14 protein-coding genes are annotated in these 14,926 nt (G+C 40.1%); 3 read left to right on the top strand and 11 right to left on the bottom strand.

Annotated elements, in window-relative coordinates:
* Positions 1 to 387 precede the first annotated feature (387 nt).
* Positions 388 to 1,275 (bottom strand): nucleotidyltransferase-like protein, encoded by an 888-nt coding sequence (locus HMPREF1210_RS13355; protein ID WP_016429218.1) that lies wholly within the window; start codon positions 1,273 to 1,275, stop codon positions 388 to 390.
* A gap of 127 nt (positions 1,276 to 1,402) precedes the next feature.
* On the opposite strand from HMPREF1210_RS13355, the gene HMPREF1210_RS13360 reads away from it, so the two are divergent.
* Entirely contained in the window at positions 1,403 to 1,747 is a 345-nt protein-coding gene (locus HMPREF1210_RS13360; protein WP_016429219.1) for a YgzB family protein, read from the top strand.
* Between the two features lie 84 nt (positions 1,748 to 1,831).
* Here HMPREF1210_RS13360 and perR read toward each other — a convergent pair whose 3' ends face one another.
* From perR to bcp, 4 genes are all read right to left on the bottom strand, one after another.
* Positions 1,832 to 2,275, bottom strand: coding sequence for a peroxide-responsive transcriptional repressor PerR (gene perR / locus HMPREF1210_RS13365; RefSeq protein ID WP_016429220.1), 444 nt, complete (start codon positions 2,273 to 2,275; stop codon positions 1,832 to 1,834).
* Between the two features lie 102 nt (positions 2,276 to 2,377).
* Positions 2,378 to 2,929, bottom strand: coding sequence for a cob(I)yrinic acid a,c-diamide adenosyltransferase (locus HMPREF1210_RS13370; protein ID WP_016429221.1), 552 nt, complete (start codon positions 2,927 to 2,929; stop codon positions 2,378 to 2,380).
* Position 2,930: 1 nt separating this feature from the next.
* The gene (locus HMPREF1210_RS13375) at positions 2,931 to 3,878 is read right to left on the bottom strand and encodes a D-2-hydroxyacid dehydrogenase (RefSeq protein ID WP_016429222.1); all 948 of its coding nucleotides are present in this window, start codon (positions 3,876 to 3,878) and stop codon (positions 2,931 to 2,933) included.
* On the bottom strand, positions 3,875 to 4,354 hold the full coding sequence (bcp, locus tag HMPREF1210_RS13380) for a thioredoxin-dependent thiol peroxidase (protein ID WP_016429223.1): 480 nt from the start codon (positions 4,352 to 4,354) through the stop codon (positions 3,875 to 3,877). Before bcp ends, HMPREF1210_RS13375 begins: the two co-directional genes overlap by 4 nt.
* A gap of 128 nt (positions 4,355 to 4,482) precedes the next feature.
* Here bcp and HMPREF1210_RS13385 point away from each other — a divergent pair, with 128 nt between their 5' ends.
* Both HMPREF1210_RS13385 and HMPREF1210_RS13390 read left to right on the top strand, forming a co-directional pair.
* On the top strand, positions 4,483 to 5,772 hold the full coding sequence (locus tag HMPREF1210_RS13385; RefSeq protein ID WP_016429224.1) for a glutamate-1-semialdehyde 2,1-aminomutase: 1,290 nt from the start codon (positions 4,483 to 4,485) through the stop codon (positions 5,770 to 5,772).
* A gap of 235 nt (positions 5,773 to 6,007) precedes the next feature.
* Positions 6,008 to 7,087: an aromatic acid exporter family protein gene (locus HMPREF1210_RS13390; RefSeq protein WP_016429225.1), complete on the top strand. Its 1,080-nt coding sequence runs from the start codon at positions 6,008 to 6,010 to the stop codon at positions 7,085 to 7,087.
* 181 nt (positions 7,088 to 7,268) lie between these two features.
* On the opposite strand, the gene HMPREF1210_RS13395 is transcribed toward HMPREF1210_RS13390, so the two are convergent.
* The 6 genes from HMPREF1210_RS13395 to HMPREF1210_RS13420 all read right to left on the bottom strand — a co-directional run bounded on the left by HMPREF1210_RS13395 (position 7,269) and on the right by HMPREF1210_RS13420 (position 14,874).
* Positions 7,269 to 8,162 (bottom strand): ABC transporter permease, encoded by an 894-nt coding sequence (locus HMPREF1210_RS13395; protein WP_016429226.1) that lies wholly within the window; start codon positions 8,160 to 8,162, stop codon positions 7,269 to 7,271.
* A 17-nt stretch (positions 8,163 to 8,179) separates the two neighbouring features.
* A complete protein-coding gene (locus tag HMPREF1210_RS13400; RefSeq protein WP_016429227.1) occupies positions 8,180 to 9,184 on the bottom strand; it encodes an ABC transporter permease in 1,005 nt (334 codons plus the stop codon).
* Positions 9,185 to 9,333: 149 nt separating this feature from the next.
* Positions 9,334 to 10,938: an ABC transporter substrate-binding protein gene (locus HMPREF1210_RS13405; protein WP_016429228.1), complete on the bottom strand. Its 1,605-nt coding sequence runs from the start codon at positions 10,936 to 10,938 to the stop codon at positions 9,334 to 9,336.
* A gap of 30 nt (positions 10,939 to 10,968) precedes the next feature.
* On the bottom strand, positions 10,969 to 11,952 hold the full coding sequence (locus tag HMPREF1210_RS13410; RefSeq protein ID WP_016429229.1) for an ABC transporter ATP-binding protein: 984 nt from the start codon (positions 11,950 to 11,952) through the stop codon (positions 10,969 to 10,971).
* A complete protein-coding gene (locus HMPREF1210_RS13415; protein WP_016429230.1) occupies positions 11,927 to 12,946 on the bottom strand; it encodes an ABC transporter ATP-binding protein in 1,020 nt (339 codons plus the stop codon). Before HMPREF1210_RS13415 ends, HMPREF1210_RS13410 begins: the two co-directional genes overlap by 26 nt.
* 176 nt (positions 12,947 to 13,122) lie before the next feature.
* Positions 13,123 to 14,874 (bottom strand): ABC transporter ATP-binding protein, encoded by a 1,752-nt coding sequence (locus tag HMPREF1210_RS13420; protein WP_016429231.1) that lies wholly within the window; start codon positions 14,872 to 14,874, stop codon positions 13,123 to 13,125.
* Positions 14,875 to 14,926: the final 52 nt, after the last annotated feature.

The raw sequence follows: 14,926 nt of genomic DNA on the forward strand, positions 1-14,926 counted from the left end.
TCATTCCGCTCGACTTGCATGTATTAGGCACGCCGCCAGCGTTCGTCCTGAGCCAGGATCAAACTCTCCATAATAGGTGAGTCGATTAGCTCGACTTTGTTGCTGGCGTCAAATTAATGACGTTTTAAAATGAACAATTAAGTTCAAGTTTTGCTTCCCACACCGAAGTGTGTTCCGCTTTATTGTTGACGTTTTGCTGTTCAGTTTTCAAGGTTCATTGTGTCACTCGTTTTGGCGACTTCTCTAATTTAGCACTTTAAAGTAAGAGAGTCAAGCACTTTTTAAATCTATTTTTTCATGCTGTGTTGCTCAGCGACGTTTACTATTATATACAGGCTTTTATTCAAACGTCAAGAAAAAAATAAGACGCTTTTTCAAGCGCCTTATTTACTGTGGTGCTTCCTCATCAATTTGTTCAACTTTATAGTAGCGGTGAAAGATTTTATCACTCTTCGTCTCTATTCGTTCTACGTGGATGTAGCCCTTCTCTACAAGAAATTCAATAAAGACTTCCAAGTCGACCGAATAGTTTCTGAGCTCTTCTTGTTCGTGCAATTCTTGAATCGTCCAATGATCTTTTTGGCTCATGACTTCTAATATATGACGTGACCCGTCTTTGGTTCTTGAATGGATCATAAACTCACTTGCTAAGAACAATAGCTCCAATCTTTTATCGATTGGTTCTTCGCTTGATAGCAATTCTTCATATAGTTTATAGATGGAGGGTTCAATTATTTTGACCTGCGACCAAACAGTTACTTCAGGATGCATGCCGTTTTCAAAAACAGCCAGTCGTGCAAGATGGTGCAAGGAATCCACAATATGATTGTATGCATCCATGTAGTTTTTTTGTTCAAAGAACACTTTTCCTTCTAAATAACGACGCAAAAGTTTTGCAAATTCAATTCCCATTTTAATTTTACGTCCATAAAAGGGAAAATCTTTTAACTCAGTTTTCAATTCATGAACAAATTCATTACGGTCGAACATGACACGTCCATAAAAAATCCAGTCCACGATTTTTCTATTAGTTCCAAGAAGTAACCATTTCCGTAACTGTTTCTCAGTAACAATGTGCATCGCTGCTTTTTTATCGTTAAATGTATAATGTTTCGTAAACACAGGCTGTGTTGCATCTTTAGCTAATATTAAAAGAATAGTATCGAATGTATCCGTTATTTGACTAACTTTTTCTCTCTTCTCGACTAAAATGACGCCGAGCGTATTTGGTTGGCTCGCTCTTTCCTGATAAATAGGACGCAGAATTTGTTCCAACGGAAGTCCCCCTCATAAATTAATCAAAATGGTATATGTTCTTTTTTCGACAAAGGTTGTGAGATTCCTTCAAACGATTTACACTACCAATTATGGTATAGTAAACATGATTAAGGAGGAACACAATATGAAACCTTATAAAAATAAAATAAATCGAATTCGTTCGTTTGCATTATCATTGATTTTCATCGGTTTTGTCATCATGTATATCGGCATCTTCTTCCGAGAAAATCAAATCGTCATGACTCTGTTTATGTTTTTAGGTCTGCTAGCCATTATAGGCAGCACAGGTGTATACGCATGGATTGGAATGCTTTCCACGAAAGCAGTTCAAGTTGTCTGCCCTAACTGCGGAAAGTATACCAAAGTTTTAGGTCGTGTTGATATGTGTATGTATTGTAAAGAACCACTTACATTAGATCCTACTTTAGAAGGTCAGGAATTTGATGAATCTTTAAACCGAAAAAGATAATAACCAAGTGGGCTAACATTCATTATAGAATGTTAGCCCTTTTTTTGTACAAAAAAAAGAGCACCGAAATGCTCTTTTTGTTTACTATTGAACTTTTATAGCTGATGTTTCACAGGTCGGACATGTTCCGTAAATCTCCATACGATGCGAATTTACTTTGAATCCAGTGACGTGAGAAGCTAATTGTTCTACCTCATCTAAACCTGGATAATGGAAATCAACAATTTTGCCACAATTATCACAAATAATGTGATAGTGATCATTGGTAACGAAATCAAACCGACTCGATGAATCGCCATAGGTTAATTCTTTTACTAATCCGGCTTCTCTAAAAACACGAAGATTATTATATACCGTCGCTACGCTCATGTTTGGGAATTTCCCTTCAAGCGCTCTATATATATCATCTGCTGTTGGATGAATCATGGATTGGATGAGAAATTCTAAAATCGCATGACGCTGTGGTGTAATTCGGACTCCTGTTGATTTCAAATTATCCAATGCGTCACGTAAATGCATTTCAGTCATCGCCATGCACCTCACTTCATAAAGATTATTATTTTATAATCGTTACAATTAGTATAAGAAAGAAGTAACGAAAAAGTCAACAAAAACCCATTACATCAAGGCCTACTCAGCGTGTAATCCTTTTTCTTTCTGACCTAGGCGCAAGTTAACGAAGCGTGCAGCAACAAATAAGAAATCAGATAAACGGTTTAAGTAAGCTAAAACAAGTAGAGATACGCTATCGCCAATACTGACCGCAGAACGCTCAGCGCGTCGAACTATGGTGCGAGCTACATGCAGGGTCGCCCCGGCAGGATGACCGCTAGGCAAAATGAAGTTTTGTAATGACGGCAACTGCGCATCCCATTCATCGATTAAATTTTCAAGTTTTGTGATTTCACTATCTTCCAGTTTCCATTTCACTTCTTTTCCAGCAGGTGTGGCCAGTTCCGCTCCCACATGAAAAAGGGTAGTTTGGATTTGATGGAAAGCTTGCAAAACAGTCTCTTTTTCTTCAAAAAACTCATTTTGGATAAAACTGAGGGCAACTCCTATCATGGAATTCGCTTCGTCGCATGTACCATAAGCTTCTACCAAAGCATCATTCTTTGCAACTCGCGATCCATAAATAAGTGAAGTTGTCCCTTTGTCGCCTGTTTTAGTATAAATTTTCACGTTAATACCCCTTTTCTAAGTCTATGACATTTTGAAAATTCGATCCCGTTTCCATCCATTCATGTAGGTTATGCCGGAAAATCTTTAGAGCTCGTGGTACATATTCTGAAGAATGGCTGGAAACATGAGGTGAAACAATAACCCCTTCCATTTTCCAAAGCGGATGACTGTCATCAAGTGGTTCACTCTCAAAAACATCAAGAACAGCATAAGCAATTTGACGTTCCTTCATTGCTTGTATGAGTTGTTCCTCTTTTACCAGATCACCACGACCAAAATTCATAAAAATTGCATCTTCCTTCATTAATACGAAATGATTATATGTAATAAGACCCCTTGTTTCCGATGTACTTGGTAAGACAGAAATGATGATATCAACTTTGGGTAGTTCTTCATTTAATTGATCAAAAGTAATCATTGCATTCATGTTGGGTGCTTTTCGCCCAGAGCGATTGCAACCAATTGTTGTTACGCCAAACGCTTGCAACAACCGACCGATTTCACTGCCGATAGCACCAGGGCCAATTATCAGAGCCGTACTTCCAAAAAGCTCCATAGACCCTGAGCGCTTACTCCATTCACTGTTTTCCTGTTGTTTATACATCCACGGTAAAGCACGTTTAAGGGCAAGTAAATGTGCTAGGACGGATTCAGACATTGGTGTTTTGTGAATACCTTTGACATTGGTAACTAAAATGTTTCGCTTCGCAATATCACGAAGCGGCATTTTTTCTAATCCCGCAGAAGCAACCATGAGCCATTTCAACGAAAGTGCTTGATCAAGTGTTTCTTTTGAAATATCTTCGCCATAGGTCACAATGATTTCAGCTCGTTTAAGTGCATTTTCATCTTTAATAGAAGAAAAAATGAACTCAACTTTCGGAAACTCAGTCAGTAATTCTTCTATCAAATATTCCTTAACCGGAAAAGTAAAAAGTACATTGATCATTTAGCTGTCACTAATTCACGCAAAGTTACGAGAGCATCTTCCACGTGTCCCTTCACTTTTACTTTACGCCATTCTTTTACGACAGTTCCCGTCGGATCGATTAGGAATGTGGAACGTTCGATTCCCATATATTCTTTACCAAACATTTTTTTAAGAACCCAAACTCCATACGACTCTGCAACTGCATGGTCTTCATCAATCAATAATGAAAATGGTAATCCGTGTTTTTCAATGAACTTTGTGTGCGCTCGTTCCCCGTCTGGGCTGACTCCTAAAATAACGGCATTCAGGTCACGGAAAGATTCGTGCATATCTCTGAAATCACACGCTTCAGTTGTGCACCCTGGAGTAGAATCTTTCGGATAAAAATAAAGCAGCACATATTTATTCCCAGCGTAATTTCGCAGTGAAACTTCTTCCCCTTTTTCGTTTCGTAATGTGAAATCTGGTGCTTGCATGCCTTCAAGTGTTGTCATGAACATTCCCTCCACTTTACTATTTGTTTAATCGTACCTAAGAATGGCAGGAGTTTCAATTTTCTTGGCGTTCTCCTTCCTTTTTGTCTATTATTAAGGATGTTAGAAAAGGAACGGAGGATATAAATATGAATAGAACTAAGTCAGAAGCATTACATGAAGAAGCTTTACAACATATCGTTGGAGGCGTTAACAGCCCTTCACGTTCATACAAAGCAGTCGGTGGCGGTTCACCAACTGTCATGGAAAGAGCACAAGGAGCATACTTTTGGGATGTAGATGGCAACAAATACATTGACTATCTTGCAGCTTATGGTCCCATCATTACTGGGCATGCCCATCCACATATTACGCAGGCCATTACTAAGGCAGCTGAAAATGGATTATTGTATGGTACACCTACTCCTCATGAAGTGAAATTCGCAAAAATGCTGAAAGAAGCTATGCCTGGGATGGATAAAGTCCGTTTTGTGAATTCGGGAACAGAAGCGGTCATGACGACGATTCGAGTATCACGTGCTTATACAGGACGTACCAAAATCATGAAATTTGCTGGATGTTACCATGGTCATTCGGATTTGGTTCTTGTAGCTGCCGGTTCTGGCCCTGCGACACTGGGTACTCCTGACTCTGCTGGTGTCCCTAAATCTATCGCAAAAGAAGTAATCACCATTCCTTTTAATAATCCAGAAGCTTATAAAGAAGCGATGGAAAAATGGGGCGACGAAATTGCTTGTATTTTAGTTGAACCTATCGTCGGTAATTTTGGGATTGTCGAACCGAAAGAAGGCTTTTTACCTCTTGTGCATGATATTGCCAAACAAAAAGGTGCACTTATTGTTTATGATGAAGTAATTACAGCATTCCGCTTCCACTACGGTGGTGCACAAGATTTACTTGGTTTGACACCTGATTTGACTGCTCTTGGGAAAATCATCGGGGGTGGCTTGCCAATCGGCGCATACGGCGGACGAAAAGAAATTATGGAACAAGTCGCACCACTAGGACCAGCTTACCAAGCGGGAACTATGGCAGGAAATCCAGCGTCTATATTATCTGGAATTGCATGTTTAGAAGTACTGAAGCAACCGGGTATATATGAAGAAATGGATCGTTTAGGTGCACTGTTGGAAGAAGGTATTTTGAAAGCAGCCGCTAAACATGACGTGACAATCACAATCAATCGTTTAATGGGTGCATTGACAATTTACTTCACGGATGTGAAAGTAGAAAATTATGAACAAGCCGAAGCGACTGATGGCGAGATTTTTGGACGATTCTTTAAACTAATGCTGGAACAGGGTATCAACTTGGCTCCTTCGAAGTATGAGGCTTGGTTCCTGACGACTGCTCACACTGAAGAAGATGTTAAACAATCGTTAATCGCTGTGGATTATGCATTTTCAAAACTTGCCTAAGTATGGTTGACCCAAAAGCTGCCCTGCTGTAAAGTAGCAAAAAGCCTGTCACTCAGAAAGCAATCCAGGCCAATTTAGACAGACTCTTGTGTTGCAACAACTCGATGGAAACCTTTTCTCGATGGAAGGAATGAAATGGAGGTGCAGTCTGGTCTAACAAGCTAGACAATAAAGAGTTTCAGAAAGGCATTTTATTAAGCCTTTTTTAAGAAGTCGGAAAGGAAATAAAGCATATATGAAACTTGGTGCACGAATCGTTAAAACAGGTGTCGCAATCGTTTTTGCGCTCTACATGGCTGATTTATTGCATTTACCGTCTCCTGTTTTTGCAGGAATCGCGGCAATATTTGCCCTTCAACCTTCCATTTACCGCTCCTATTTAACAATTATTGAACAGATTCAAGGTAATATTATTGGTGCAGGAATTGCAGTTATTTTTGCTCTTTTATTTGGCCACAATTATGTAGCCGTGGGTTTAGCCGCTGTTATCACGATTGCTATCATGTTGAAATTAAAATTAGAGAAGTCCATTTCACTTGCGCTTGTGACAATTATTGCGATTATGGAAGTACAGAACGATGACTTTATAACATTTGCTCTAATTCGTTTTACAACTATTGTGGTCGGTGTGCTTGCCGCATTTGTAGTTAACTTAGTATTCATGCCACCGAAGTATGAAACCAAGTTATTTCAATCGATTCATTCGACTACCGATGAGTTGATTCGCTGGACGCGATTAGCGGAACGTCAAGCTTCTGAACATAATGCCACAAAACATACGCTTGAAAAGTTGCGAGAACGATTAATAAAAGTCGATCAGTTTTATTTATTCTATAAAGAAGAGCGTAGCTACTTCCGAAATGAAAAACGTGCGAAAGCCCGAAAACTTGTGGTATATCGTCAAATGATTTCAACCGCTAATAAAAGCTGGGATGTTCTGAAACGTCTTCATTTACATGAAAATGAATTGGCCAATCTCCCAGATCAATTTCGTTTGATGATTCAAGAAAGACTGGACTTTTTGTTGACATATCATGAACAGCTACATCTGAAATATACAGGAAAGTTAAAACCGGAACATTCGTTTTGGAACGGCAGTGATGCTACGCTTCAACGTCATGAAGTAATGGAAATATTCGCGAGAGAAATCGCACTCTCCAAAGAAGAAGAGTCTTTTTCTTCATATCATTTACTGCATGTACTTTCTGCAATTTTGGATTATGAAGAACAACTGGAACACTTAGATACGCTTATCATTTCCCACCAGAATTATCACGGTGAAGAAATAAAAGTCGAGCTTGAAGATGGATTTTAATTGATAGGGCAGTCATCTCTTCAGTGAGATGGCTGCTTTTTCGTGCAGACGATTTTCATTTTTTCCCTCCCCCGACTAAAATGCTTATTTGTCCAACTAACCGGAAGCTCAGCCAACAGACGCCCTACATCCCATAAAAAGAAGCCATTCCCTAAAAAGGAATGACTTCTTCAGTAACTAACTAGTTCTTCATGCGTGGATCCAGTGCATCACGCAATCCATCTCCCATTAAATTGAATCCCAATACCGTCAGCATAATGGCGATACCTGGGAAAATCATGGTCCAAGGAGCATTAATTAAATACATTTTGGAATCTGCCAGCATTTTGCCCCACTCCGGAGCCGGAGCTTCTGCACCAAGACCAAGGAAACCAAGTGCTGCCGCTTCAATAATGGCGGTTGCTATGGCAAGTGTGCCTTGCACGATAACTGGTGCCATTGAGTTCGGTAAAATATGCGAGAATAATATTCGGATATCCTGCATACCGATTGCTTTTGCTGAAGTGATATACTCTTCTTCCTTAATACTCAAAACTTTTGATCGAATCAATCGACCGAAGTTCGGAATGTTAATGATGGCAATGGCAATTAATGCATTTTGCAAGGAAGGTCCCAATACCGATACGACAGCGATTGCCAGTAAGATACTTGGAAATGCGAGCATGATATCGAAAATGCGGGAAATAACCGCATCCACCCACTTACCATAATAACCTGCTACAATTCCTAAAATACTTCCTGCAACCACCGAACCGATTACTGAGAAGAATCCAACCCATAATGAAATACGTGCACCATGGATAATGCGAGACAATATATCTCGGCCCATGTCATCTGTTCCGAACCAATGAGCAACAGATGGTGCCTGCAATCGATTGGGTAAATCTTGCTCATTTATGCCTTGTGGTGCTATCCAAGGTCCTATGAATGCCACGATGATAAAGAAGAGAACAATCCCAGCTCCGACTACGGCGACTTTACTTTTCTTAAAGCTTCGCCAAGCTTCATGCCAAGGGCCCGCTACTTTATCTTGTTGTGCTACTACATCTGATGGTTTAGGCGCGAATCCGACCATTATGAGATTCCTCCTTCTTAATCGTATTTAATTCGTGGATCAATCAAACTGTAAAGAATATCAATTAACAAATTAATCATAACGAAGATAAATGCCACGACAAGAATACCTGATTGGATTACTGGGTAGTCGCGGAAATTGATTGCTTCATAAATGTAACGGCCAACTCCCGGCCACGCGAAGATGGATTCTGTTAATATGGCACCGCCAAGCAGTAATCCCATTTGCAGACCGATAATTGTCAGAACTGGGATGATTGCATTTTTCAATGCATGCTTGTACACAACCCAGAACATTTTTTGACCTTTCGCACGTGCAGTACGTACATAATCCGATCTCATTACATCAAGCATGCTGGAACGAGTCATACGGGCAATGATTGCCATCGGAATTGTCGCAAGGGCTAGCCCTGGTAAGACCAGATGTTTCAATACAATGCCTAATTGATCAAAGCGTCCTTGAAGAATAGTATCCAACACATAAAGATTGGTTATTGAATCTATGGGATTCCTGACGTCTTCACGTCCTGTAGTTGGAAGAATGCCAAGCTCGATTCCAAAAATATATTGCATCATCAAACCAAGCCAGAAAATCGGCATGGACACGCCAACTAGCGCTAATATCATGGCTGTATAGTCAAACCATGAGTTTTGGAACCAGGCAGAAATGATACCTGCATTGACACCGACAATGACTGCTATAAGAACCGCAAATAGAGATAATTCAAATGTAGCAGCTAGATACGGCCAAATTTCTTCAGAAACTGGTGTAGTTGTCCGTAGAGATTCTCCAAGATCACCCTTTAACAATCCACCTAGATAATCAAAATATTGGACATACCACGGATTGTCTAATCCGAGCTTTGCTCGTAATGCCTCAATCGCTTCTTTCGTCGCTTGTTGACCCAAAATAACTTGTGCTGGGTCCCCAGGAATGGCACGAATAATCATAAAAACGACAAACGTCATGCCCAGCAAAACTGGGATTAATTGCAATAGTCTTCTCCCGATATAGTGAAGCATTGTCTTCACCTCTCCATCTGATGCGATATGTAAATCAAAATTCTTAGTGGACCAATATGACTGCAGCCCGTTTCCACGATTTCATTTCATTTGTTTTCGTAAATAAAATGGGGAGAAATCACGTAGACTTCTCCCCATCAGTCAGTTTGTTACTTGAAGTCTACTTCTGCTAACTTATCAGAACCAGTCGGATGTGGTAAGAAGTCTACCAGATTCGCTTTACCTGCAAGAAGTGGAGTAGAGTGAGCAAGCGGTACCCACGGAGCGTCTTCGAAAATGATTTCTTGAGCTTGACCGTAAAGTTCATTTCGCTTGTCTTCATCAACTTCTGATTGTGCTTCAATTAGGATGTCGTGTAATTCGTCGTTGCTATAGTATGAATAGTTATTGCTTCCGATATTGTCTTTATCAAGTAATACGTATAGGAAGTTATCCGCATCACCATTATCACCAGTCCAACCTAACATGAATGCATCTGCTTCTCCGTTACGAGCTTTTTCCAAGTAAGTTGCCCACTCGAATGTAACGATTTTCGCTTTGATGCCAACATCAGCTAAGTTTGATTGAATAACTTCTGCCACTTTTTGGCCATCTGGCATATATGGACGTGGTACAGGCATTGCCCATAGTTCCATTTCAAAGCCTTCTGCAAGACCAGCTTCTGCAAGTAATGCTTTTGCTTTTTCTGGATCGAAATCATATCCAGCAATATCGTCATTATAGCCGCTGATTACTGGAGGCATTGGGTTTTTCGCTACTTCAGCGCGACCTTCAAAGAATGCATCTACGATCGCTTGTTTGTCAATTGCATGGTTAATTGCTTGACGTACTTCCACTTTATCAAATGGAGGACGTGTACTAGTTAAACCTAAGTAACCAACGTTCATTGATGGACGTTCGAATAATTGCAATTCTGAGTTGCTTTCAACAGATTTGCCATCAGCAGGATTTACACCATCAGCCAAATCAATTTCACCTGTGTTTAAAGCGTTCAAACGAGCTGAGTTATCTGGAATTGCTTTGAAAACTACTTTATCAAGTTTAGGAAGACCCTTAACCCAATAATCTTCGTTCTTTTCAATTGTGATTGAATCATTACGTTTCCACTCGACAAATTTGAATGGTCCAGTACCTACTGGATTATCGCCGAATTTTGCTCCTTGTTCTTCAAAAGCTTTCGGGCTCGCAATACCGAACGGGCTCATTGCTAAGTTTTTAAGGAATGGTGCTTGTGGACGTTTTAATTTGAACACGACTGTGTAATCTCCATCTGCAGTAACAGAATCGATAACATGTCCTTCATCACCTTTGTAGCCACCGAACATTGATGAATAGTAATAGAAGTCTTCACCAGAACCATTTGCCCAACGCTCGAAGTTAGCTACAACAGCTTCTGCATTGAAGTCAGTACCATCATGGAACTTAATGCCTTCTTCCAATTGGAATGTATAAGTTAAGCCATCCTCTGAAGGCTTCCATTCTTTTGCAAGGCCTGGGTTGATTTCTGTATCTTGTTTACCGAAGTTCACAAGTGTTTCAAAAACGTTTTGCGTTACTTTAAATGATTCTCCATCAGTTACAGTTGCCGGATCTAGAGATACAGAATCTCCACCACGACCAAATACTAAAATTTTCGGTTCTTTTTCGTCGTCTCCGCTGTTTCCATCTGATGAATCAGTTTGACAGCCCGCTAAAATCGTTGAGAGGACTAGCATTGTTAATAAAGCAAGTGACCACAGTTTCTTCTTACCCAAATTGACCCCTCCATATTGTTTGTTTATTTATCATTGTTGCGCATGTTCACCGTATAGGTGGCAGGCAACAGAATGACCTGGTTCAACTTCTTCTAACTTCGGTACGATTTTTGTACACACATCCATTTTAAAAGGACAGCGCGTGTGGAAAGTACATCCCGACGGAGGATTTGACGGACTAGGAATATCTCCTTTTATAAGCATTTGTTCCCGCACAAAATTCGGATCCGGAACCGGTACAGCAGACAACAAAGCCTGTGTATAAGGGTGAAGTGGCTTGTCATAAAGCAATTCACTTTTAGCAAGCTCGACCATTTTGCCTAGATACATAACCCCTACTCGATCACTTATATGACGAACAACCCCTAGATCATGCGCGATAAATATATAAGTCAGGTTTAATTCTTTTTGTAAATCCTGCATCAAGTTCAACACTTGTGCTTGAATGGACACGTCAAGAGCTGAAACGGGCTCATCTGCAATGATCAGTTTAGGGTTCGTCATGAGCGCACGGGCAATGCCGATACGCTGACGTTGTCCACCACTGAATTGATGAGGATAGCGTTTTGCATGGTAACTGCTTAACCCAACAATCTCCAGAAAATCGTGGACTTTCTTTTTGCGGGTTTTGGCGTCACCGATTCCGTGCACAATCAGAGGCTCCTCCAAAATCTTCTCAATGGTATGTCTAGGATTTAAGGAAGCATATGGATCCTGGAAAACCATTTGAATTTCCCGGCGTGCCTTTCGCATATCATCATCGGATATATTCGTCAGTTCTTTACCATCGAAAACAACTTTTCCCTCTGACGGTTCTAGTAATCTCATAAGCATGCGACCTGTAGTAGATTTCCCACAGCCAGACTCGCCCACAATTCCAAGAGTTTCGCCTTTATTTACGTAAAACGATACATCATCAACCGCTTTTACATGCCCAGACACACGACTGAGTAATCCTTTACGTATGGGAAAATACTTTTTAAGTCCTTCAACTTTCAACAAGGGTTCTGTCATGAGTGGATACCTCCTGATCTTCGTACAAGAAGCATCTTGTCTTATGTACCGATGCAGTTTGATACAATTCTGGATTGTGTGTCAGGCACTTTTCAAATGCAAACTCGCATCGTGCAGCAAAGCGACATCCAGTATTTATGGTACCGGGTTTTGGTACATTACCGGGTATCGAATATAAACGTTGTTTTTTATAACGCATGTCCGGAACGGATTGCAACAATCCTTTTGTATATGGATGTTGAGGGTCTTTAAAAATCGTTTGAACCGGACCTTCTTCAACAATTTGGCCCGCATACATGACCACAACTCTTTCACAAGTCTCTGCCACAACCCCAAGATCATGTGTGATTAACAAAACAGCTGTATTCAATCGTTCATTCAAGTCTTTCATCAATGCCAGAATCTGCGCTTGAATAGTTACATCAAGTGCAGTTGTCGGTTCATCTGCAATTAACACTTTCGGATCGCATACAAGAGCCATCGCTATCATGACCCGCTGTCTCATCCCACCTGATAATTGATGCGGATATTCTTTCATCAATTCATTAGCACGCGGAAGACCTACAAGGGTAAGCATTTCAATTGCACGTGTATTTGCTTGTTTTTTTGACCATCCTTTTTTATGGATAAGAATGGCTTCCATCAATTGATTCCCTATTGTGAACAATGGATTCAAAGATGTCATAGGCTCTTGGAAAATCATTGCCACGTCGTTGCCGCGGACTTTACGCATTTCTTTATCGCTTAATTTAGTTAAGTCCTTATCGCCGAAAAGAATTTCACCACCAGTAATTTTACCTGGAGGACTTGGTACTAAACCCATAATGGATAAAGAAGTAACACTTTTCCCACAACCAGATTCCCCTACGATACCGAGTACTTCTCCTTCATGTACGGAAAAATCAATATTGTCTACTGCGGGAATTACTCCGTCATCTGTGAAAAAGGATGTTTGAAGACTTCTTACTTGAAGAATCGCTTTTCGTTCACTCATGATGATGGCCCTCCTTTTCCTAGCATACGAAATAAATAGTTTTATTAGTATCATTATTTCAGAAAATTCGATATGTTCTTTATTATACAAATAATAATTATAATTGCAATATTTATTATATAAGTCATACTTCTATTGTTTAACAAAAAAAGGTTCCCCTTTTCAGGAGAACCTTTTTAGTCTATATCCAGTTGTTGAACTTGAAATAAGTTGTAATATATTCCCTTCGAATTCATTAATTCATCATGCGTTCCTTGTTCCTTTAGTTCGCCATGATCAATAACAAAGATTTGATCTGCATGAGTAATCGTCGAAAGGCGATGGGCGACAATAATCGTGGTCCGGTCATGTGCCAAGCGCTCCAAAGAGTCCTGTATCAAGGACTCGCTTTCCAAGTCCAACGCAGAAGTTGCTTCGTCCAAAACTAAAATCGGAGGATTTTTCAGGAATACGCGCGCAATGGCAACACGTTGTTTTTGTCCTCCTGACAACTTGACTCCACGTTCCCCGACTTTCGTCTCGTAACCTTCGGGTAGCGAAACGATAAAGTCATGAGCGTTTGCAGCTTTTGCCGCTTCAATTACTTCGTTTTCCGTAGCACCTGGACGTCCCATAAGTATATTTGCTTTCACAGAGTCACTGAACAGTATGTTATCTTGCAATACTATTCCAATCTGTTCGCGTAATGAATGAATTTTTACATCTTTAATATCCTGGTCATCTATTTTGACCGAACCGCTTGTTGCATCATAAAATCGGGGAATCATACTGATGATGGTCGACTTCCCACCTCCGCTCATTCCTACAAAAGCAGCTGTTTGACCTGGCTCTACCGTGAAATTCATATTATTTAACACGAGATTATTTTCTTCCTCGTATTTGAAAGAAACGTGATCAAACTGCAGTTTCCCTTTTATAGTCGGCATATCCTGCGCATTTGGACCATCTTCAATATCATATTTTTCATCCATTAGTTCGAATACCCGGTCCATTGAAGCGAACGCTTGCGTCAATGTAGTTGATGAATTGACCAATCGTCTTAAAGGATTATAAAGGCGTTCGATATACGCGATAAACGCAACCATTGTCCCGACAGATAAATTTCCATTGATAACTTGATATCCAGCGTAGGCAATAACCAAAAGTGGCGCAACATCCGTAATGGTATTCACTACTGCAAAAGCTTTCGCATTCCATTTCGTATGATCAACAGCCTTGTCGAGAAACTCGCCATTTGCTTTATCAAAAATTTGCTGTTCATGTTTTTCCAAAGCAAAACTTTTAATGATGCTCATACCTTGGACACGTTCATGTAAATAACTTTGGACACCCGCAAGCGCTTGAGACCGTTTTCGAGTTAGGTCACGTAATCGTCCGAAGAAGTATTTCACACTGAACGCATAGAATGGGAAAGCCAGTAATGTAACAAGAGTTAATGGAACATCCATTGTCAGCATGATCGCAACAGCAATCAAAATCGTGGCTAAATCCAGCCATAAATTCATTAAGCCAATCATGACAAAGTTTTTGGTTTGTTCAACGTCGTTGATTACACGGGAGATGACTTCTCCAACCCGTGTGTTTGAATAAAACCGCAAACTCAGGCGTTGCAAGTGTGCGTATAATTCTTGTCTTATATCATACAAAATTTTGTTACTGACAAGTTGTGCATAGTATTGTCGGTAATACTCAATCGGAGGTCTTACAATGAAGAATACGAGTGCAGTTCCGCCCAGCCAATAAAATAACTGCCTCGTCTTTTCCGCATCTGTCAATGTATCTACACTGATGATATCGTCAATTACAATTTTAATTAATAGTGGAATAAATAACGGGATGGCAAATTTGACAATCCCAATGGCAACCGTGAGGACAATTTGCCAAGTATATGGTTTAACAAACTTCATGTATCTTTTTGTACTGCTCATCCGTTCACTTTCCTTTCCAAATGAAAAACCTGTTGGGATTCAACAGGCATCA

Origin of the sequence: Paenisporosarcina sp. HGH0030 (assembly GCF_000411295.1) — a bacterium.
Classification (GTDB): Bacteria; Bacillota; Bacilli; order Bacillales_A; family Planococcaceae; genus Paenisporosarcina.